The following is a 20446-nucleotide window of genomic DNA, read 5'->3' on the forward strand; positions in this document are numbered from 1 at the left end:
CCGTGGCCGCTTGTTGACCATCTCCGGCGCACTGGCCGCCGGTCTGCTGGCCGCGACGAGCCCGCCGGCGGATGCGGCGCCGGCACGAGCACCCCTGTACTCCCCTGGTGCTCCAGGCGCCGGGGATCCGTATTTCCCCGACATGGGCAACGGCGGCTACGACGTCAGTCACTACGACATCCGGCTGGCGTTCGACCCCGAAACCAAAGCAATCAACGCGACCACGACGATCCTCGCCACGGCCACACAGGATCTCTCCCGCTTCGACCTGGACTTCCAGAGACCGCTGAACATCAGCAGCCTCTCGGTGGACGGCCGAAACGCCACCTACAGCCGCAGCGGTGCCCAGGAGTTGGTGATCACCCCGCCGCACGGTCTACGGAAGGGCAGCTCGTTCGTCGTCTCGGTGAGCTACGCCGGCGTCCCGCAGAAGATCGACGACCCCGCGCTGGGCGTCTCCGGCTGGGTCGCCACCAAGGACGGCGCGGTCGCGCTCAACCAGCCGATCGGTGCGGCGACCTACTACCCGGTGAACGACACCACCGACGACAAGGCGACCTACACCCAGACCATCACCGTCCCCACCGGACTCACGGTGCTGGCCAACGGCGAACCCGGGCCCACCACCACGCACGATCACCAGACCACCTTCCGCTGGACCATGACCCAGCCGATGGCCAGCGAGCTGAGCATGCTCGCGATCGGCAACTACGACGTCACCCGCGGCGTGGCGGCCGGCGGCCTGCCGAACATCACCGCGATCGGCAAGTCGATCGACACCAAACCCGGTCAGGGCAAGGTGTTCAACGAGACCACGGCGCAGGTCATCCAATGGGAATCCTCGATGTACGGGCGGTACCCGTTCGACTCGACCGGCGGCATCCTCGCCGACGTCGGCGTCCACTACGCCCTCGAGACGCAGAGCCGGCCGGTCTACGACCAGAGGACCAGCGAGGTCGACGGCGACCTGCTCGCCCACGAACTCGGCCACCAGTGGTTCGGCGACAGCCTCACTCCGGTGCACTGGTCGGACATCTGGCTCAACGAGGGCTTCGCGACCTACTCGGAGTGGCTGTACCAGGAGAAATTCAACAACGTCCCCGTGCAGCAGACCTTCGCGCAGGCCTACGCCGACGAGAAGGACTGGAGCGGCGAAGTCGCCGACCCCGGACGCGATCACATCTTCGACGACCTCGTCTACAACCGCGGCGCGATGGCACTGCAGGCGCTGCGCATGAAGATCGGCGACCGCGCCTTCTTCGAAGTGCTCACGCAGTGGCCGACCGCTCACCGATACGGCAACGTCTCGACGCGGCAATTCATCCAGTTCGTCGAGCAACTGACCCACCGCAACCTCGACTCGTTCTTCCAGGCCTGGCTCTACCAAGCGGGCAAGCCGGCACTCTGACCACGCCATGGACTACACCGACCGCGTCACGCTCGCCTAAGAGCGTGTCTCGTTTGGATCTTTCCCGCTGGGCTGCAATGATCTTGTACCGTGATCGACTCGCTGTCGCAACGGCTGGTGCCCGATGACTTGTGGGCGTTGGTGGAACCGCTGGTCCCGCCGGCAAAGGAGCGTCCGCAGGGTGGTGGTCGTGCGCGGACTGATCCGCGGGCGGTGTTCACGGCGATCGTGTTCGTGTTGACCAGTGGTTGTGCGTGGCGGCACCTGCCGCCCTCGTTCGGGGTATCGGTGCCCACGGCGCACCGGACGTTCACCGAATGGACCGAGGCCGGGCTGTGGCGGCAGTTGCATCAGGCAGTGCTGGACGAACTGGGCGGCCGGGGTTTGATCGACTGGTCTCGCGCGGTCCTCGACGGAGCATCCGTCAGGGCCAAAAGGGGGGCGGTCTGACCGGTCCGAGCCCGGTCGACCGCGGCAAACCGGGCTCGAAGATCCACGTACTGTCCGACGGGGCCGGGCTGCCCCTGACCGTCGCGATCTCCGCGGCCAACACTCACGACAGCCACGCGCTCAGACCTCTGGTCAACGCGCTGCCGCCGATCCGATCGCGCCGCGGACCGCGGCGCCGGAAACCGGCCAAACTCCACGCCGACAAGGCCTACGACATCCGCGCCCTGCGCGCCTGGCTGCGCCAGCGCGGGATCGTCCCGCGCATCGCCCGCAAGGGCATCGAATCCGCCGAGAAACTCGGCAAACACCGGTGGGTGATCGAACGGTCCATCGCCTGGCTGACCGGCTACCGGCGACTGACCATCCGCTACGAACGCAAAGCCGGCCACTACCTCGGCTTCCTCACCCTCGCCGCCACCATCACCTGCCACAAGAAACTCGCCAAATGAGACAAGCTCTAAGGGATGTCTCATAACCCGGGGTCGGGCTGGCTGGGTCAGTAGTTGATCCGGTCGGTGTGGTGCAGGTGATCACAACGTCGCGGCCGGAGTGGATTGCCCCGTTCACCGGGCGGGAACCGGCTCAGCTCCGCAAGCCGATACGGCTGGTCGCCAAGCGGGGCGGAAACGAGATCGCGGACGGACGGCCGGGCCGGCAGTGGGCATTGCCCCTGGCAGACCGGGTTCTGCTGGTCGCGACCTATTGGCGGACGAACCTGACCATGCGCCAGATCGGCCCGCTGTTCGGGCATCGCACTCCGCCGCGCACCGGGGGAAGCGACACGATCGACTCACTGCTGGCGCCTGGCCCCGGTCCGCACACGCCGGATCGATGCGGTCGCGGTCGTCGACGGCACTCTGGCCCCGACCCGCGATCACCGGCTGACCACCCCGTCGAAGAACTACCGCTACCCCACCACCGTGCAGGTCGCCATCGACGCCACGCCGAGACCAGATTCATGATCGCCACCGGCAATCCGCAACCGGGCAGCCGCAACGACTGCACCGCCTACCACGACCGACGTCGGCTGGGAACAGACCAAGAACACCACCGTCGCCTGGGGTCATGGCGTGCGCGCGACGTGGCTGCTGATCATCCAGCCCGGCGTCACCGCCGCCGACGAGCAGCCGCTGCCGCGCACCTTCCGCCGCCGGGCCGAGCCGAGGGCTACAACCCGAACGCCGTGCGCGTCCTGCGGATCCACGATCGCGCCGACACCCCGCAGCGCGAGCAGCACGCCGAACGCAGCAGTGGTACGTCGTCGTCAACGACGAGGAGCAGTACTCCATCTGGCCCGCGGGCCGCGAGGTGCCGGCCGGCTGGCGGTCCGTGAGCGAGGCGGGCGAGAAGGACGCGTGCCTCGGCTACATCGACCGCACCTGGGTCGACATGCGACCGCTGAGCCTGCGGCAGGCGATGGCCCGGTAGGACTGACGCGGCACCGGACTAGGAAGGGACGCACCTGTCCGATCGGGAACCGGATCCGACAGGCCCGGCGCTGACCGGCAGGCTCGCGGCAGGTCCGAACGAGATCCTCCACCGGGAGGTCCTCGAACCGCAGTTCCGGTACGAGGTGGCGAACCTGCTGCCCGGCTACGTCGCCATCGAGCAAGTGCTGGTGCTGGAGTACGCCCGAATGGGACTGATCTCCGACGACGAGCGTCGCGCGCTGGGCGCGGCGCCGCCCACGGTCACCGCCGACGCCGTGGCACCCGAGCCGGAGGAGAATTTCTCCGACATCGCGTTCGCCCTCGAACGGCACGTCGGAGCCGCGCTGCCCGCCCCCGTCACCGCCTGGCACGTGAACCGCAACCGCAACGACTGCAGGCGACCGCCCAGGTGATGTTCGCCCGCGACCAGGTCCTGGAGATCGTGGGCTTCTGCTGGCCACGGAAGCCGCCGTCCGAAGCCTGGCAGCCCGCACGACGGACCTGCCGATGCCCGGCTACCCCCACCTGCAGGCCGCTCAGCTCATCACGCCCGGCTTCTACCTCACCGCTGCCTCCCAGCAGCTCCTGCACAGTGCGGGAGCACCTACGACGGTATCGACGGGTGCCCGCTCGGCGCCGGCGCCATGTCGGGGCAGGAGCTCGCCTGGGACCTGCCGCGAATGGCGGCACTGCTCGGTTTCCAGCGGCCGTGCGCGCACGCGCTGTCCGCCGTGGCCGGCCGCGGCTGGGCGGCGGAGGTCACCGCGGAGCTGTCGCTGACCGGGAGCGCGCTGAGCCGGTTCGTCACCGACCTGATGACGTGGGGTGGGCAGGAATACGGCTTCATCGAGCTGCCGGACGAGCTCTCCGGCATCTCCTCGGCGATGCCGCAGAAGAAGAACTACCCGGTGCTGGAACGGATCCGTGGGATGACCGCCCACCTGAGCGGCTACCGCTTCGACGTGCTGCTGGCGCAACCCGCCACCCCGTTCGCCAACATGGTGGAAGTGTCCGAGGAGGCCGACCGGCACGTGGCCACGGCACTGGCGACGGCGTCGACGATGCTGCGGCTGCTCACGTTCGTGGTCGAGAACCTCCAGTTCCGGGCGGAGCCGATGCGCGCGGCCTGCGCCCGGGAGTTCATGGGCGGCTTCACCCTCGCCAACCGGCTCTGCCTGCGCGACGCCATCCCCTGGCGGGAAGCCCAGGTGGTCGCCGGTAGGTACATTGTGGACGCACTCGACCGCGGCCTCGCGCCCGCCGACATCGATCCCGCGGCCCAGGCCAAGGTCGCTGCCGAACGGGGTGGCCGGTCACCGATCCGTGCCCGGACCCTGGCCGGAGTCTTCGACGTGGATGCCGCTCTGCACGAGAAGATCACCCCTGGCTCCACGGCGAGCGACGCGGTGAAGGCCGTTTTCTCCTCGAGCAGGAAGCCGTGAGCGAACGGCTCACCGCTCGCCGCGAAGCCCACCTCGCCAGGGTCGGCGGCGCGCTGAGGCGGCTCGCTGATCTCGTGACCGCGTCCTGATGCCGACCCTGGGAAATGCCCCCACCACAACGCCCCTCAAGCGAGCAGAGGAAAGAAGCCGATGCTTTTCTCCGGCATGATCGACGCCATTGGGCACACCCCCTGGGTCCGGTTGGACCTGCCGACGGCCCCCGGGGTCGAGGTCTACGCGAAACTGGAGCTGCAGAACCCGTTCGGGATGAAGGATCGCGTCGCGCGGAAGATCATCCTCGAAGCCAAGCGGACCGGGATGCTCGCCGATGGCGCGCACATCGTGGAGAGCTCGTCCGGGACGATGGCGCTCGGGGTCCTCCTCGTCGGTACCTCCCTCGGGCACCCCGTGCACATCGTCACCGACCCGCGCATCGACGAGATCACCCTGGCCAAGCTGCGCAGCCTCGGCGCCGAGGTGGACGTGGTGCCGAAGATGACGGCGCACGGCTGGCAAGGTGCCCTATGTGGACGGAGTGGAGAACCCCACGGAGAACTTCGGCGACATCGGTCGGGAGCTGGTCCGAGACCGTCTCTCCGACAGCGAGATCGCGCCGTGCTGGGCGCCGACATCCAGCGGGTGATGAAGGAAGTCGGAGCATGACCGCTGCGCCCGGCCGGATCGCCGGGCGCAGTCCTGACTGAGTTACCCGCAGACAGCGCCCTGGGAGGCCGAGCCGACGAGCCTGGAGTACTTGGCCAGCACGCCGCGAGTGTAGCGGGCGGGCAGTGGCGTCCAGCCCGCGCGGCGGGCCGCCAGCTCGGCGGCATCCACGCCGAGGTCCAGCATGCCGGTCGCGACGTCGAGGGTGACGGGATCGCCATCGCGGACGAAGGCGATCGGCCCGCCGTCGGCTGCCTCCGGGGCGACATGGCCGACGCACAAGCCAGTCGTGCCACCGGAGAAACGGCCGTCGGTGAGCAGCAGGACGTCCTTGCCGAGCCCCGCGCCCTTGATCGCCGCGGTGATGGCGAGCATCTCCCGCATCCCCGGCCCGCCCTTGGGGCCCTCATAGCGGATCACGACGACGTCGCCCGCGATGATCGTGCCGTCCTCCAGCGCGTCCATCGCGGCGCGTTCGCGATCGAACACCCGGGCGGTGCCGGTGAACACGTCCGAGTCGAAACCGGCGGACTTCACGACCGCGCCGTCCGGCGCCAGGGAACCACGCAGGATCGTGATTCCGCCGGTCGGGTGGATCGGCGAGGCCATCGCGCGCAGCACCGTGCCGTCCGGGTCCGGCGGCGCGACCTCGGCCAGGTTCTCGGCGACCGTGCACCCGGTCACGGTCAGGCAATCGCCGTGCAGAAGATCCGCTTCCAGCAACGCTTTCATCACCACGGGCACGCCGCCGATGCGGTCGACGTCGGTCATCACATGCCGTCCGAACGGTTTCACGTCGGCCAGGTGCGGCACCCGCGCACCGATCCGCGTGAAGTCGTCCAGGCTGAGCGGTACCTCCGCCTCGTGCGCGATGGCGAGCAGGTGCAGCACCGCGTTGGTGGAACCGCCGAACGCCATCACCACGGCAATCGCGTTCTCGAACGCCTTTCGGGTCATGATCTGCCGAGCGGTGATCCCCTTGCGCAGCATCTCGACCACCGCCTGACCGGACCGCCGCGCGAACCCGTCACGCCGCCGGTCCGTCGCCGGCGGAGCCGCGCTGCCGGGCAGCGACATACCCAGTGCCTCGGCCGCACTGGCCATCGTGTTCGCCGTGTACATCCCGCCACAGGCGCCTTCGCCGGGGCAGATGGCGCGCTCGATCAGTCCGACGTCCGCGCGGCTCATCAGGCCCCTGGCGCAGGCACCGACTGCCTCGAACGCGTCGATGATCGTGACTTCGCGCTCGCCGCCGTCCGACAGCCTGACCCGGCCGGGCAGGATCGAACCGGCATAGAGGAACACGCTGGCGAGGTCGAGCCGGGCGGCCGCCATCAGCATTCCGGGCAGCGACTTGTCACAGCCGGCCAGCAGCACCGAGCCGTCCAGCCGCTCAGCCTGCATCACGGTCTCCACACTGTCCGCGATCACCTCACGCGACACCAGGGAGAAGTGCATGCCCTCGTGGCCCATCGAGATACCATCGGACACCGAGATCGTGCCGAACTCCAGCGGGTAGCCACCCGCGGCGTGCACGCCGTCCTTGCTTGCCTTCGCCAGCCGGTCCAGTGACAGGTTGCACGGCGTGATCTCGTTCCACGAAGAAGCGACACCGATCTGGGGCTTCACCCAGTCGTCGTCACCCATGCCCACGGCCCGCAGCATCCCGCGCGAGGCGGTGCGCTCCAGGCCGTCCGTGACGTCGCGACTGCGCGGCTTGATGTCCGGAGTCTCGTCCATGAACGGAGCCTAGCGGTCCACTGCCACGAGGAGTACCAAAGACTTGTCACGGATGACAAACCATTCCGGCTTATCCGCGGGGCGCTGCCGCATATGTACAAGCAGGGCTGGGGACGCATCGTCAACATCTCTTCGGTGCGCGATCAAGCGGTTCATGGAACCGGATGAGATCGCCGAACTGGTCCTGTACCTGATTGGCCCGCAGGCTTCGTTCATCACTGGCGCCTCGCTGTCCATCGACGGCGGATGGACCGCGCACTGACAAGGCGAGTACGCCGATCCGAACACCATCGAGGATGGAAAACGCGCTCATGAACGCGGCGGCCCGCGCGGTGCTGGCCTCGTGGATGCTGCCGGTGTGAGGTTCCCCCGTTCGGCCGGAGAGCGAATTATCTGGTTCCGGCGGGGACGGGTTGATGGTAGCTGGCCTCGTACTCGGCGGGCGAGCGCCAGCCCAGCTTCTTCTGTATCCGCTGGGTGTTGTACACCCATCGATGTAGGCGAACAGGGCGTTCTCGGCTTCTTCCCTTGTCCGCCAACTGGTTCGATAGACCAACTCGGTCTTGAGCGTGGAGAAGAAGTTCTCCATCAACGCGTTGTCGTAACTGTCGCCGACCGTTCCCATCGACTGCGCGATCCCGTTGTCCGCCAACCGATTCGAGAACCGGAACGCCGTATAGGTCGATCCTCTGTCCGAATGGTGGACCAACTGGCCCTCCCGGACCTGCCGTGACCACACCGCATACTCCAGCGCGCCGAGCACCAGCTCGGTGTCGCAGCGATCCGAGCACTTCCAGCCCACGATCCGGTTGGAGAACGCATCCCGGACCGCAGCGAGCCAAAACACCCCCTGACCAGTGACAATCCGGGTCGCGTCGGCCACCCACAACCGATTCGGCTCGACCGCGGTGAAGTCCCGGTTGACCAGATCCGGCGCCGGCGTGGCCCGCCGATCCTGCCGGGTGGAGCCGACCCGCCACTTCTTGCGCAGGAACGCGCCCTGCAACCCGGCCTGGCGCCTCAACCGCTCCACCCGCTTGCGGCCCACCGCGATGCCCCGGCGGCGCAGCATCGCGTGCACCCGCGGCGCACCGTAGGTACCGCCCGAGCAGGTGTGAATCTCGACGATCTCGGCCAGCAGGCCGTCGTCGGCCGCCCGCCGGGCCGAGGGCTGTTTCGCCTGCTTGAGCCACCCGTAGAAGGTCGAGGACGCGATGCCCAAGACCCGTAGGACGAGACCGACCGGGTGCTGCGGGTGTTCGTGCACGAACCGCAGGATCACCTCCGGTCTGGCCGATCTCGGAGGCGAAATACGCACTCGCATCACGCAGCACGGCGTTGATCCGCTCCAGCTCCGCGACCCGCCTGCGCAGCTGCTTGTTCTCCTCGAGCATCTCGCTGGTCGGCCGGTCGGCCCGCTCGCCGCGGTCGGCTTCGTCCTGGCGGATCCAGTTCCGCAACGCCTCGTGATGCACACCGAGTTGCTCAGCCAGCTTGCGGATCACCGGCTTCGGATCAGACTCGCGGTAGAGCCGGACCGCGCGGGCCCGCAGCTCGTCGGGGTACTTCTTCGGTGCTGCCACTGTCGCGCTCCTTCCGGTCCTATCGGACCACGGCTTGGAGCTCTCCGTGAAAGCGGGGGAACCTCAGTGTCGAGGCCGGCCGCATCGCCAAGGGTGAGGTCGGTCGGGTGACGATCGGGTTCACCGGCTCGGCCACCTATGAGCTGCTGCCCTCCCTGGCGCGGGTGTTGCGCCGTGACTTCCCGGGCATCGATCTGGACCTCAAGGGCGAGACGCTGACGCCGGACCAGGTGTCGGCGCTGGTGGAGCGCACCGCACCCTCGACATCGGGTTCCTGCGTCCTCCAGTGCGCGAGTCGGGGCTGGTGGTACGGGTATTGCGCCGGGAACCCCTCATCGCGGCGCTGCCCGCGAGTCACCCCCTCACGGCGCGGCGAACCGTGCGGCTGGCGGACCTGCGGGACGAGCCGTTCATCTGTTACCCGGCGCGGCACCGGTCGGTGGTGTACGACACGGTGTTCGACGTGTGTCAGCAGGCGGGGCTTGTGCCCTCGGTGGCGCAAGAGGTCGGCGAGACGGCCACGCCGGTGTCCTTCGTCGCGGGCGGTCTCGGTGTCGCACTGGTGCCCGCCTCCGTGCGGCACCTGAAGGTCACGGGGTCCCAATTCCGGCCGCTCGCAGGAACCACCCGCGAGGTGCAACTCGCCGTCGCCGTGCGCACGGGTGAGGACTCGCCGCACGTGGCCAAGGTGCTCTCTCGCACACACACTCTGGTCGGCGGCCCCCGCTGACCACGCCCCAGGTCCAAGCGCCAGGACGAGCGGCGCGAGTGGTGCTCGGTAGCCCAGCAATGTCCACAGTGGCCTGATCACGACGCTGACCCGCGTCGCTGCGGCCTTGGCCCTCGCGGTAGCGACCGCCTGCTGCGCCGCCACGGTCGCTGGCGCCGACATCCGCAGGCGAGCATCGCTCGGACGACCACGACAGCGCGGCCGAATCGATCCTCGGCCAGCGCAACCGTTTCGGGCAGCTTGTTCCAGCGCAGCCTTGCGAGCGCGCCGACACCGACGTAGAACGGGACGCTCAGGCAGAAGGCGTCAGCGAGCTCGCCCGCGGCCAGACGACGAGCCCGCCGGACGCGATCGCTGCTCCCCTATCTGGTCTTCACGTGGCACACGCTTTGTGGAAGCGCAACCTCTTGGCCCGTCATAACAGCCAGTGCCACGTCGGCGGCGGACCCGCAGCGGGCGATCGCTGCGGGTCCACCCGCCATTCCGTGCCGACTCGCACGCGCGGCGTCGAACCGCTCGTCGCCGGGGAGAATCAGCCGAGCGCCAAAGCGGACCTCCGGGGCCGGGCACGGCCGCGTGAGGAGATTCATCGGTGAGCTCCCCTCCAGCGAGCAAAGGCAGCTTGCCTCGCCCGCGTTCAGCCAGGCAGACACCGATGGGGGGGAGGCTGTCGAGGTCGGGCCCACATTTGTGTGTGTGGGAGCCTCACGTCCCGATCAGGCGGGCTTGCGCCGCTTTGTGCACCGCCTCGCCGCGAGAGTGCACGCCGAGCTTGGCATAGAGGGTCCGTGAATACCCCCGCACCGTCGACTCGGACAGCCTGAGAGACTCCGCGATCTGTCGGTACGATCGTCCGCTGACCAGCGCCTCCAACAGCTCGCGCTCGCGGGGCGTGAGAATGTCCTGTGTGAAGTTCCACGTCGCGGCAGCGCGTCCTACGGCCCGGGCCACGGTGGGCACGAGGGCGTCGGCTGCAGCTCGGAGCTCGACGACGAGTGAATCCGGCTGCCGATCCTCGAGCCGGTCGACCACGACGACGGTACGCCCGTGTGTCCCTGAAGCCGTGGCGTCGACCAAAGCTGCATCGACCACTACGGCGTCGGCGTTTTCGAACAGGTCTGGCAGCCGAGGATCCCAGCAGCCCGCAGCGAGTTCCACGTCTGCCGGCAGTCCCCGCTCGACCAGTCGGGCAAGCCCGTTTGCGATGACCCGGTCTCCGTGGAGCAGGACGACTTTGAGCCGCTCACCAGGCTCGCGTACCAGGCGTAGGGCGAGCGCCAGAAGGCCCGAGGCGGCATCGAGTCGCTGTGCGTCCGACTCCCACGATCGACCTTTCACCGTCGAGCTCAGCAGCACCGCTCCGACCACTGCACCGTCGGCGGTCAAGGGCACCGCCGCTCCGGCCCGCAGCCCGAGCGCCAGCGCGAGCTGGTCGATCGGGCGATCGAAAGCGGACTCTTGGGTCAAGTCGCTCGAACGCCACGTTGCGCCCGTTCTTACACAGACCAGCCGGGTGGAGACCGTCGCCGGCGCCGTCGTCCCGGCCGAGAGAAGATCGGGACCCGCAGCGGCAAGCACGGTGGCGTTCGGTCCGTCGAACGCCACCAGGGCCACGTGTTCGACGGAGCAGTGCCGCTGGACGACTTCCGCGACCACCGCCGCTTCCGCTGCCCGGGACAGCAGCTTCTGCAGGTCCTCCAGCATCGGATCGATCACCACGGAAGTCTGCAGGAGCCATGCCGCGCTATCAGCCGGAGGGGCTGGAGTTCGCCAGCGTGGGTGAGGTGTGCGGCGGAGCGCACGGCAGCCCCTGGCCATTGAGGGCGTCGTGCCGCGTGTGCCAGACTTCGCCGACCCTGCGAAACAGGAGTGGCCCTCGATCGCCACGCGCCGGCCGTCGGGCTTGCGACACGGGCAGGTTCTTCTCGAAGAACGCCTGTCCGGAGGTGGCTCCGTCCGGAAACGTGCGTAGGCGAAAGGACGGCCACGCATGCGGTCACGACCGCAACCGCGTCGTGCAAGCGGCACGGGATCAACGCGGCGCCCACAGCCGGTAGTCCGACATCCGGGCCCGCCGGGTGCGGCGCCAGAACGCGATCGTCGTGTCCGGCCACAGGATCGTGTTGCGCCCGGAGCGGGGGTCCTGATACCAGCTGCGGCAGCCGCCGGTCTGCCACACGGTGCCGGCCATGTGGGAGTCGAGCCAGTCGTTGAACGAGCCCTGCACTTCGGGCCGGACCTCCAGGCACTCGGCTCCACGCCGCCGGAGCCGGCGCAGGCTGTCGACGATGTAGCGAGCCTGCGCCTCGATCATGAACACCTGTGAGTTGTGGCCCAGGGCGGTGTTCGGACCGACCATGAGGAACATGTTCGGGAACCCGGCGACGACGGTGCCGAGATAGGCCTTGTTTCCCTCGCTCCAGGTCTCGGCGAGCGTGCGCCCGTCTCGGCCGGCGATGTCGATGCGGACGGTGTTCTGGGAGTCGAACCCGGTGCCGTAGATGAGGACGTCGGCGGTGGTCTCCGCACCGTCCGCACCGACGACGGTGTCGGCTCGAACGTGGGCGACCCCGCCCTGGCGCACGGTGACGTGCGGCTTCGACAACGCGGGGTACCACTCGCTCGAGATCAGCAGTCGTTTGCAGCCGATGGTGTAGTCCGGCGTGACGATCTCGCGCAGTTCCGGGTCCAGCACCTGCTTCTTGATGAGCCGGCGGGCCAGCGCGGCGGTCTGCTCCATCTTGGCCGGGTCGCTGACGAAGCCCGCGGCGCGGTTCTCGTGGATCCAGAACAGCCGCTCCCGCACCCACCACCGGTACGGCGGCAGCCATCGTGCCAGCCGGCGGTGCCGCTCGTCGAAGGGCCGGTCGGATTTGGGGACGATCCACGGCGGGGTTCGCTGGAACACGGTCAGGGACGCGACCTGATCGACGATCGCGGGGACGAACTGGATCGCGCTGGCGCCCGTCCCGACGACCGCGACCCGCTTGCCGGTCAGGTCGACGTCGTGTCGCCAGTTCGCCGAGTGGAACACGGGTCCCGGGAAGGTCTCCACCCCGGGCAAGTCCGGGTAGGCCGGATGGTGCAGGGGCCCCACCGCGCAGATCAGGAATCGCGCGCGGTAGCTGTCGCCGGTGGAGGTCACGATCTCCCAGTGGGCGTCCGCCTCGCTCCACCGAGCCCGCTCCACCCGCTGCCCGAACCTGGTGTGGTCAATCAGGCCACGGCGCCGGGCGACCGCACGCAGGTACTCCAGAATCTCCGATTGCCGGGCGAAAAGCCGGGTCCAGTCGGGTTTCTGGTCGAACGAGTAGGAGTAGAGCGGGGAGGGGATGTCGCAACCGCAGCCGGGATAGGTGTTGTCGCGCCAGGTTCCGCCGAGGTCGTCGGCTTCCTCGAGGATCCGGAAGGAACGGATGCCGGCCTTGTCGAGCAGCGCCGCCACGCCGAGGCCGCTGAAGCCGGCACCGACGATCACGACGTCGACCTCGTTGACGGCCGGCACCTCGACCTCGGCCGAGGAAATGTCAGCCGCGGACGTCATCGAACTCCTTCGCCGAAGGGACCGCGTCGGCGACGAGGCGACGTTTCAGGACTTTTCCGGACGGGTTGCGGGGTAGTTCCTCCACGAAGTGGATTTCCGCGGGGACCTTGTAGTCGGCCAGTGAACCAGCGGCGTGGGTGCGCAACGACTCCACGCTCGGGGTGCGCCCCGGCCGGGGCACTACGACTGCCCGCACCCGTTCGTCGAAGATCGGGTCCGGCACTCCGACGACGGCCACCTCAGCCACGTCGGGGTGGGTGGCGAGGACGTTCTCCACCTCGAGGCTGTAGATGTTCTCACCACCGCGGATGATCATGTCCTTCAACCGGTCGAGGACACGAACGAACCCGTCGGCGTCGACGCAGCCCACGTCGCCGGTGTGCAGCCAGCCGTCCACGAACGTCGCCGCGGTGGCCTCACGGGCGTTCCAGTAGCCGCCGGCGACCACCGGCCCCCGCACACACAGTTCGCCGACCGTGTCGCGCACGTCCCGGGGCCGTCCGCCGTCGAGCGCGATGGCGACCTCGACCCCCGTGACCGGCTTGCCCGCCGTGCCGGTGTGGGCGAGGTACTCCTCCCCCTCGGTGTAGGTGACGATCGAGGTTCCTTCGGTAAGACCCCACACGTTGCCGAGGGTGAGCCCGGGAAGCCGCCGTGCGACCTCCGCGGGAAACCCCTCGGGCACTGCCGAACCGCCCAGGACGAACAACCTCAGTGCGGACAGATCCGCGGCGCTGTCCGCTGCCTTGAGCAGGATGAGCTTGAGCATCGCGGCCACTCCCGCGAAGAACGTGACTCGCTCACGGGTCATCAGCGCCACTGCGGTCTCGGCCTTGAACGCGGGGGTGAACACACAGCACGCGCCGGCGGTGAAGAAGCCGATGAACTGCGAGACGGTCGCCGTCGCGTGGAACATCGGCGCCGCGATCAGCGTCCGCTCGTCCGCCGCCGCACCGAGCCGTTCCCGGACGGTGCGCGTGTTGAACAGCAGATTCGCGTGCGTATGCATGGCCCCCTTGGGCCGGCCCGTCGTCCCGGAGGTGTACAGCAGGTGGGCGACGTCGTGCGGAGCCCGGGTGTGCCCGGGCAGGGTGGCTGGGTCGGCGTCCTCGGCCACGCGCGGCTCTGCCGTGAGCAGGTCCGCGGCGACGATCCGGTCGGCGAGCGCCGCCGGCACCCGGGCGCCCAGCGCCGCGTCAGTGATGATCACCGTGGCCCCGCTGTCGGTCAGAATGTGCTCGAGCTCCGGCTCGGTCAACCGGGTGTTCACGAGCACCACGATCGCGCCCGCCAGTTGTGCGCCGCAGTACCCGATCGCGAACTGCCAGCCGTTGGGCAGCAGGATCGCCACCCGATCACCCGCCGCGACCCCCCGGGCCAGGAGGCGAACCGCGACCGCGGTGGAGCGCCGCAGCGCCTGCTGGTGGGTGATCCGCACGGTGCCGTCGACCAGTGCCTCCCGGGCCGCGTGGGCACCGGCGACCTCGACGAACCGGGCCGCCAGAGTGTCCGCCGTCATCACGCTCGCTCGTGCAGGAGCATGTCGCGAAGGGGCTCGTCGCCCACGCGGAGGATCTCGGTTTCGATCCGGCGCCCGGTCACCGGGCACAGGTACTCCCGGTACCGCACCTCGTAACCGGCGCGCGCCTCGTGGGTCGAGAACTCCGGACCCAGATCCCGCACCGGACGCTCGAGAACCGCGGCGCCGTCCTTGTAGTTGGCGGTCACCGGCCCGAGGAGGGCCCGTCCCGACACGGTGACGAAGTGCCACGCCCCTTCGTGCTCGACCAGCGCGAGCTCACCGCCGAGCAGGTGCAGCTCGGCCGATTCGGGGACGGTGCGCACGCCGTCGGGCACGGTCGCCTCGGCGAGGCGCTCCCGCAGCAGTTGACCCCGCCGCGCGGTCGTCGCCGCCACGTCAGCCTCACCGCCCGCGCTCAGCACCACGCCGTAGACCCGGTCCGCAGCATCGGCGGGCAGGGCGCCCGAGGCCACGTCCGAGGCGACCGAGGCGGCCTCGCGGGCCAGCGGATCACCGAAGCCGGTCGCGTTGGCCCCGGTCCACTCCCACACCCCGTCGTCGGCGATCATCAGCGCCGGGCCCTTCGCCTCGACGGCCGCCTCGGCTCCCCCGATGGCGTCGAAGTCCTGCGGGATCGCCCCGGCCTCGAACGACTTGCGCACGTCCGATCCGTGCTTGAGCCGGAAATGCCCGACCGACCCCGGGTTCGCGCCGAACGCACCGACCACCTTGGGGAACGACTCGTCGATGTAGACCGCCGCAGCGAGACCGGGCACCCCCCATGGGATGGCGGCTTCGACGAACCCGCGCCCACCGCGGAACTTCCCGGCACCATCGGCGCCGCCCGGAAGTGCCCGCCGGTAGAGGTAGAGCATCGGCCACAGCAGTTCGAGCTCTTCCACGTTGCTCGCCGTGCCCTCGGGGATCCAGAAGTGACCGCCGAAATCCACGCCGTCGCCCGCGGGAGACGCCGCCAGCGAACCGATCATGTTGTTGGCGTTGGTGCCGATGAACGGATTTCCCTCGGCCGTGACGCCACCGGAGATCATCGCGTAGAACGCGGGGTGGGCCGGCCCGATCGCGAGCTCGGCGATCTCCGGCTCGGCGCACGCCAGCATCTTGCCGATCACGGTACTGGCCAGGCTGATCAGCGTCTCCATCGTGTACATCCCCGCCGGGCTCACCGCGGCCGGGAAATCCGCGCAGGACAGCGTTCCGGGCACCGGCTCGAAATGCACCCGCCGGTAGACCCCGCCGTAGGCGCCGGCGAGATCCGAGGTCAGCGAAGCCGTCAGTGCGGCCAGGAAGGCACCGGCGAAACCCGCGTAGGCGACGTTGATCGAACCGGTCTGCGGGTCGGTGCCGCGGTTGTCGACATAGAGGTGCTCACCCTCCTTGCGCACCGTCGTCTGGTACACGTACGTGGCGTTGTCACCGGTGTGCGCGGCCTCGGCGTACATACGGTGCGACCAGGTGCCGTCGGGGATCTTCGCCAGCCGCTCGGCGACGGTCCGCTCGCCCGCATCCAGCACGCGGTTCATCACCGACTTCACGGTGTCCGCGCCGTAGCGATCCAGCAGCTTCGTGATCTTGTCGACGGCGACGAGGTTGGCCGAGATCGCCGCACGCAGGTCCATGTGCACGTTGGTCGGCACCCGCGACTGGCGCAGGAACATCTGCTCCAGATCCGGCCGGATCTTCCCCTGGTCCACGAGCTTGAACGGCGGGAATGCCGGCGGGTCGAGGAAAATGTCGGTCGCGTCGACGCAGAAGCTGCCCATCACGGAGCCGCCGACATCACTGTGGTGCAGCACGTTGGAGACCCAGCAGAAGATCTCGTCGCCCACGAAGACCGGGGCGGCCACCACGGCGTCGGGCTGGTGCGGCGACCCGACGAACGGGTCGTTGGAGACGTACATGTCCCCCGGCGCGATGCCGGGGTCCTCGGCCCGGTTCTCCAGGATCCACTTGATGGTCAGCGATTGGGAGTTGGAGAAGTACTGCAGATACGGCCCGAGGAAGACGACATCGCCGTCCTGGGTCAGGATCGAGGGCTGGAAGTCCCGCGTGATCATGGTGACCGGCGAGACGCACAGCCGCTGCAGAGTCTGGCCGTGCTCGAGGTTGATGTTCATCAGTGAATAGCGCACGACCTCGAACGTCACCGGGTCGACCGCGGCGGACACGCCGGCGTGCAGCCGGACGCTCGAAGGCACGGCCAGTGGCTCGCTCGGGATGTACCCGCGCGCGACCCCGTCCCAGACGACACCCGCGGCTTCGGGAGAGGTGGTCATCAGGACTCCTTCGAGGTGGGAAGCTGCAGGCGAAGTTCGTTGCGGGAGCCGGTGGACAGCGACGCGCCAGGCGGCACGGCGATGGTCGTGTGCGCGAGTTCGACGAGCGCCGGGCCCGAGACCGTCCCGGTCACGCCACCGCGGTGCACGGCGGTCGGGGTCCAGCCGCTGCCGGGCCAGTAGACCTCGGTCTGTTCCACGGGCACGGCCGGCTCGCTGTGCGGCGCGGGAATCGGGATGCCCGCCGCGACGGACGCCCGGGCCCGGAACGCGAACACCTCGACCGTCTGGAACATCGCGGTCCCGCCGGAGCCGTAGCGACGGACGTACTCGGCGTCGAAGTCGGCCAGCAGCCGCTTGCCGTCCGCGGGCAGCACCACCGGAATCTCCAGGCTGTGCATCAGCTGCTCCCGGAAACGCATCAGGGCGTCGATCTCGACGACCACGTCGGCGCCGAACCCGGCCGCGGCCAGCTCGGCACGGGCAGCGGCTTCCACCTCCGCGACGCCGGCGGCGAGAGCAGCGGCCTGCTCCCCCTCGAACGGCGCGAGCAGGCCACGTTCGAGCTCCTTGTACAGCACCACGTCGCCGGAGGCGATCCCGTAGGCCGACAACGTCGACGCGCCGTTGCCCAGCGGGACGATCACCTCGCGCACACCGGACTCGGCCGCGTAGCCGAAGGCGTGCACCGGGCCTGCGCCACCGTAGGCGTAGAGCACGTAGTCGCGCGGATCGTGCCCACGTTCGAGCGTCTGCTGCCGGATCACCGTCGCGGCACGCATGTTGTTGATCTCCAGGATCCCGGCGGCGGTCTCCTCCAGCGACATCCCGAGCTGCTCGGCGAGCCGCCCGACCGCGCTGACAGCCGCGTCGCGATCCAGCGGCATCCGGCCGTCCAGGAAAGCCGCCGGCCGCAGGAATCCGAGCACGACATCGGCGTCGGTGACCGTGGGCTCGGTGCCACCGCGGCCGTAGCTGGCCGGCCCGGGCTCGGAGCCCGCGCTCTGCGGCCCCACGCGCAGACCACCCGTCGCCTCGTCGAACCGGGCGAGAGTTCCTCCGCCGCAGGCAATGGTCTTCACCGCCAGGTGCGGCAGCCGGTAGGTGTACTGGTCGATAACGTTGTCCTCCGCCATCACCGGTTTGCCGTCGATCACCAGGCCGATGTCGAACGACGTGCCACCCATGTCGGTGGCCACGACGCGGTCGTGGCCGTACGCCTGAGCGAGCGTCGCGACTCCGGTCAAGCCGCCGGCCGGGCCGGAGTCGATGGTGCCCAGCGACGTCGCCACGGCCGCCTCCGCCGGCAGGACACCGCCGTTGGACTGCATCACCAGCAGCGGTTCGGTGAGCCCGGTGTCGCTGAGACTGGCGGCGAGCCGGGTGAGGTAGCGAGAGCACGCCGGGCCGACGTAGCCGTTCATCACCGTCGCGACGGTGCGCTCGTACTCGCCGAGCCGCGGTGACACTGCCGCCGAACTGGACACGAACACATCGGGCGCAGCGGCGGCCAGTGCCTCGACCAACGCCGTCTCGTGCTTGGCGTTGGCGAACGACCACAGCAGCGAGATCGCGATCGAGTCCAGCCGGTGCGCGGCGATCATCCGCGTGATGTCCTCGACCGCCTGCTCCGTGTCGAGGTCGACCACGACCGTGCCGGAGGCGTCGATCCGCTCGTGCACCTCCTGAACCGCTCCAGGCACCGTGATCGGCTGCGGAAGCCGGCTGCCGTGGACCGCGAAAACGTCCTCGATGGAGCGGCCGGCTACCCGGCCCGACCCGCGCATCATCGACAGGGCATCGCCGTGACCCGCGGTCGCGACCAGGCCCACCCGGGCACCCGCCCGCTCGAGGACGGCGTTGGTGCCGATCGTCGTGCCGTGGCCGAACCGGGTGGTTCGCGCCAGCAAAGTGGTCAGGTCGAGCCCATCGGCCTCCGCAAGCCGCCTGAGACCGGTCATCACCCCGGACACGGGATCATCCTTTGTGGACAAAACCTTCGCCGCGCGGTGGTTGCCGTGCCGGTCGACGAGCACGCAGTCGGTGAAGGTGCCACCGATGTCTACGCCGATGTAGTACATACGCAACTCCTGACTCTGGATCAGCGGTAGAAGCCGCCGAGGGTGAGACCGGCGCCTCCGTCGAGGCGCAGGGTCTGGCCGGTCGTGTAACCGGCGGCCGGGGACAGCAGGTACAAGATCGAGCCGACCACCTCGCCCAGGGTGGCGACCCGTTGCAGCGGAACCGAGGCGAGCAGCCGCTCCCGCGCCGAGTCCGGCATCGACAGCACCTTCGGGGTGGCGAACAACCCGGGCGCGACGGCGTTCACCCGGATCCCGTCGGTGGCCCACTCGGCCGCCAGGGTCCTGGTCAGCCCGAGCACACCCGCCTTCGCCGCCGCGTAGGACGCCTGGCCCGGCAGACCATCCTGCGCCGCGACCGAGGACAAGAAGACGAGCGACGATTTCCCCGCCGCCTTCAACGCGGGGTACGCGGCCTGCGCGACCACGAACTGCGCCAGCAGGTTCGCCTCGACATCGGCCCGGAAGGCCGCCAACGGGAAGGTCTTCGCCCGATGGATCGTGTCCACGATCCCCGCGCCGCCGACCAGGGCGTCGATGCCGCCAAGCAGCTCACCGGCCCGCTCGACGGCGTGCCGCGCGGCCTCGGCGTCGGTAAGGTCGGCTTCGACGAGCCGCACCCCCGGAGCGTTCGACGTGCCCGGCCGGTCGATCCCGACCACGGCGACGCCGAGGCTTTCCAGTACGGACGTGAGCTCACGCCCCAGACCCCCGGCGGCACCCGTGACCACCACCCGGTCGACTGCCGATGGCACCGTCGACCATGCCGAACCGGCCTCCGCCATCCAATGCCACCTTGTCATCCGAATTCGTGTCGATCATTCGATCGACACGGACGTTAGGGCGATCACAGCCGGGGAGTCAAGGGTTTTCGGCCGCATGTCGATCAATCGATCGACATGCGGCCAGGTTCCGTTACCATCGGTGACATGGCCAGGAAGAAGTCGCTCGACGGACCCGTGCTGCACGAGCAGATCCTCGAAGAGGCCAGCAGGTTGTTTTCCGAGCGGGGCCATGGGGCAACGTCCATCCGGGACATCGCCGACGCGGTGGACATCTCGTCCTCGACGATGTAGCACCACTTCACCAGCAAACAGGACGTGCTGCACGCCGTCATCTCCCGGTTCATGACCGACTTCGCACCCTGAGCCCGACCCAGCGAATCCGACAGGCGGTCCGCCTCCACATCGAGATCAGCGACGACCGGCGCCCCGAACTCGTCGACCGCTACATCGAGATCGTCCTGACCATACTGGGTGCGCGCGCCGCGCATGGCCGCCGGTGCTCTTGACTGCCGGACCTTCTGCGCGCAGGGGCGATCATCAGTCGACACGCATCAGCGCTCTACCGCGCGCCTCCACGCCGCCGGCACCTTTCAAGGGCCAGAATTGGAGCGAACAGCCCGGCACACCAGGTTCTAACCGAGAGCACAAGCTCGACGGAACAGGCCAGGCAGCTGGCCGTCGCCGACCCCGGCGCCCGGCTCAGATTGACCACCGCTGCGAGACTGCGCGGGCGGCCCGGAGGTCATCAGGCCCCGCGATGGTGAGGGTGCCCTC

Annotated in this window: 17 protein-coding genes and 3 pseudogenes; 10 read left to right on the forward strand and 10 right to left on the reverse strand. The window is 69.1% G+C overall.

The window, feature by feature from the left end:
- The first annotated feature begins 10 nt into the window (after positions 1-10).
- The 3 genes and pseudogenes from I6J71_RS26170 to I6J71_RS48875 form a co-directional block, all read left to right on the forward strand.
- The gene (locus I6J71_RS26170; RefSeq protein ID WP_239153915.1) at positions 11-1408 is read left to right on the forward strand and encodes a M1 family metallopeptidase; all 1398 of its coding nucleotides are present in this window, start codon (positions 11-13) and stop codon (positions 1406-1408) included.
- Between the two features lie 102 nt (positions 1409-1510).
- Positions 1511-2307 (forward strand): IS5 family transposase gene (locus I6J71_RS26175; protein WP_204097254.1). Its coding sequence is split into 2 segments (ribosomal slippage): positions 1511-1841 and positions 1841-2307, totalling 798 coding nucleotides; the frame shifts between segments, so codons are not numbered across the junction.
- Positions 2308-2378: 71 nt separating this feature from the next.
- Positions 2379-2876 (forward strand): annotated as a pseudogene (locus I6J71_RS48875) (transposase family protein); the annotation flags it as partial.
- Positions 2877-2921: 45 nt separating this feature from the next.
- Here the strand turns inward: I6J71_RS48875 and I6J71_RS48880 are convergent.
- Complete coding sequence (locus I6J71_RS48880) at positions 2922-3095, reverse strand: hypothetical protein (protein ID WP_239155632.1); 174 nt, start codon at positions 3093-3095, stop codon at positions 2922-2924.
- 50 nt (positions 3096-3145) lie between these two features.
- Here I6J71_RS48880 and I6J71_RS26185 point away from each other — a divergent pair, with 50 nt between their 5' ends.
- From I6J71_RS26185 to I6J71_RS26200, 4 genes are all read left to right on the forward strand, one after another.
- A complete protein-coding gene (locus I6J71_RS26185) occupies positions 3146-3286 on the forward strand; it encodes an MbtH family NRPS accessory protein (protein WP_370542229.1) in 141 nt (46 codons plus the stop codon).
- A gap of 145 nt (positions 3287-3431) precedes the next feature.
- On the forward strand, positions 3432-3701 hold the full coding sequence (locus I6J71_RS26190; RefSeq protein WP_204089278.1) for a hypothetical protein: 270 nt from the start codon (positions 3432-3434) through the stop codon (positions 3699-3701).
- A gap of 231 nt (positions 3702-3932) precedes the next feature.
- Complete coding sequence (locus tag I6J71_RS26195; protein ID WP_204089279.1) at positions 3933-4730, forward strand: lyase family protein; 798 nt, start codon at positions 3933-3935, stop codon at positions 4728-4730.
- Positions 4731-4880: 150 nt separating this feature from the next.
- Positions 4881-5393 carry a pyridoxal-phosphate dependent enzyme gene (locus tag I6J71_RS26200; RefSeq protein ID WP_204089280.1) on the forward strand — a complete coding sequence of 171 codons (513 nt, stop codon included), beginning with the start codon at positions 4881-4883 and terminating at the stop codon, positions 5391-5393.
- 42 nt (positions 5394-5435) lie between these two features.
- Here I6J71_RS26200 and ilvD read toward each other — a convergent pair whose 3' ends face one another.
- Complete coding sequence (gene ilvD, locus I6J71_RS26205; RefSeq protein WP_204089281.1) at positions 5436-7133, reverse strand: dihydroxy-acid dehydratase; 1698 nt, start codon at positions 7131-7133, stop codon at positions 5436-5438.
- A gap of 154 nt (positions 7134-7287) precedes the next feature.
- On the opposite strand from ilvD, the gene I6J71_RS48885 reads away from it, so the two are divergent.
- The gene (locus tag I6J71_RS48885) at positions 7288-7395 is read left to right on the forward strand and encodes an SDR family oxidoreductase (protein ID WP_239155444.1); all 108 of its coding nucleotides are present in this window, start codon (positions 7288-7290) and stop codon (positions 7393-7395) included.
- A gap of 273 nt (positions 7396-7668) precedes the next feature.
- On the opposite strand, the pseudogene I6J71_RS26215 reads toward I6J71_RS48885, so the two are convergent.
- Both I6J71_RS26215 and I6J71_RS51100 read right to left on the reverse strand, forming a co-directional pair.
- A pseudogene (locus I6J71_RS26215) lies at positions 7669-8457 on the reverse strand (IS3 family transposase); the annotation flags it as partial.
- A 91-nt stretch (positions 8458-8548) separates the two neighbouring features.
- Positions 8549-8716: pseudogene (locus I6J71_RS51100) on the reverse strand (transposase); the annotation flags it as partial.
- A 304-nt stretch (positions 8717-9020) separates the two neighbouring features.
- On the opposite strand from I6J71_RS51100, the gene I6J71_RS26220 reads away from it, so the two are divergent.
- Positions 9021-9446 (forward strand): LysR family substrate-binding domain-containing protein, encoded by a 426-nt coding sequence (locus I6J71_RS26220; RefSeq protein ID WP_239155446.1) that lies wholly within the window; start codon positions 9021-9023, stop codon positions 9444-9446.
- Positions 9447-10151: 705 nt separating this feature from the next.
- Here the strand turns inward: I6J71_RS26220 and I6J71_RS26225 are convergent.
- From I6J71_RS26225 to I6J71_RS26250, 6 genes are all read right to left on the reverse strand, one after another.
- Positions 10152-11162 carry a LuxR C-terminal-related transcriptional regulator gene (locus I6J71_RS26225; protein WP_204089284.1) on the reverse strand — a complete coding sequence of 337 codons (1011 nt, stop codon included), beginning with the start codon at positions 11160-11162 and terminating at the stop codon, positions 10152-10154.
- A 316-nt stretch (positions 11163-11478) separates the two neighbouring features.
- Positions 11479-12990 carry an NAD(P)/FAD-dependent oxidoreductase gene (locus I6J71_RS26230; protein WP_204089285.1) on the reverse strand — a complete coding sequence of 504 codons (1512 nt, stop codon included), beginning with the start codon at positions 12988-12990 and terminating at the stop codon, positions 11479-11481.
- Positions 12974-14509: a class I adenylate-forming enzyme family protein gene (locus I6J71_RS26235; RefSeq protein ID WP_204089286.1), complete on the reverse strand. Its 1536-nt coding sequence runs from the start codon at positions 14507-14509 to the stop codon at positions 12974-12976. The genes I6J71_RS26230 and I6J71_RS26235 overlap by 17 nt, the downstream gene beginning before the upstream one ends.
- Entirely contained in the window at positions 14509-16806 is a 2298-nt protein-coding gene (locus tag I6J71_RS26240) for a hydantoinase B/oxoprolinase family protein (protein ID WP_204089287.1), read from the reverse strand. Before I6J71_RS26240 ends, I6J71_RS26235 begins: the two co-directional genes overlap by 1 nt.
- Positions 16806-18887, reverse strand: a complete 2082-nt coding sequence (locus I6J71_RS26245) for a hydantoinase/oxoprolinase family protein (RefSeq protein ID WP_204089288.1) — start codon at positions 18885-18887, stop codon at positions 16806-16808. The genes I6J71_RS26240 and I6J71_RS26245 overlap by 1 nt, the downstream gene beginning before the upstream one ends.
- Before the next feature lie 20 nt (positions 18888-18907).
- Complete coding sequence (locus I6J71_RS26250; protein WP_204089289.1) at positions 18908-19672, reverse strand: SDR family NAD(P)-dependent oxidoreductase; 765 nt, start codon at positions 19670-19672, stop codon at positions 18908-18910.
- Between the two features lie 144 nt (positions 19673-19816).
- On the opposite strand from I6J71_RS26250, the gene I6J71_RS51105 reads away from it, so the two are divergent.
- Positions 19817-19963, forward strand: coding sequence for a helix-turn-helix domain-containing protein (locus I6J71_RS51105; protein WP_204089290.1), 147 nt, complete (start codon positions 19817-19819; stop codon positions 19961-19963).
- Positions 19964-20446: the final 483 nt, after the last annotated feature.

The sequence above is a fragment of the Amycolatopsis sp. FDAARGOS 1241 genome (assembly GCF_016889705.1).
In the GTDB taxonomy this organism is placed as follows: domain Bacteria; phylum Actinomycetota; class Actinomycetes; order Mycobacteriales; family Pseudonocardiaceae; genus Amycolatopsis.

Coding starts and splice junctions, on each gene's coding strand:
- I6J71_RS26195 (WP_204089279.1), top strand. CDS start 3,933: ATGTCGGGGCAGGAGCTCGCCTGGGACCTGCCGCGAATGGCGGCACTG.
- I6J71_RS26200 (WP_204089280.1), top strand. CDS start 4,881: ATGCTTTTCTCCGGCATGATCGACGCCATTGGGCACACCCCCTGGGTC.
- ilvD (WP_204089281.1), bottom strand. CDS start 7,133: ATGGACGAGACTCCGGACATCAAGCCGCGCAGTCGCGACGTCACGGAC.
- I6J71_RS48885 (WP_239155444.1), top strand. CDS start 7,288: ATGGAACCGGATGAGATCGCCGAACTGGTCCTGTACCTGATTGGCCCG.
- I6J71_RS26230 (WP_204089285.1), bottom strand. CDS start 12,990: ATGACGTCCGCGGCTGACATTTCCTCGGCCGAGGTCGAGGTGCCGGCC.
- I6J71_RS26235 (WP_204089286.1), bottom strand. CDS start 14,509: ATGACGGCGGACACTCTGGCGGCCCGGTTCGTCGAGGTCGCCGGTGCC.
- I6J71_RS26240 (WP_204089287.1), bottom strand. CDS start 16,806: ATGACCACCTCTCCCGAAGCCGCGGGTGTCGTCTGGGACGGGGTCGCG.
- I6J71_RS26245 (WP_204089288.1), bottom strand. CDS start 18,887: ATGTACTACATCGGCGTAGACATCGGTGGCACCTTCACCGACTGCGTG.
- I6J71_RS26250 (WP_204089289.1), bottom strand. CDS start 19,672: ATGGCGGAGGCCGGTTCGGCATGGTCGACGGTGCCATCGGCAGTCGAC.
- I6J71_RS51105 (WP_204089290.1), top strand. CDS start 19,817: ATGGCCAGGAAGAAGTCGCTCGACGGACCCGTGCTGCACGAGCAGATC.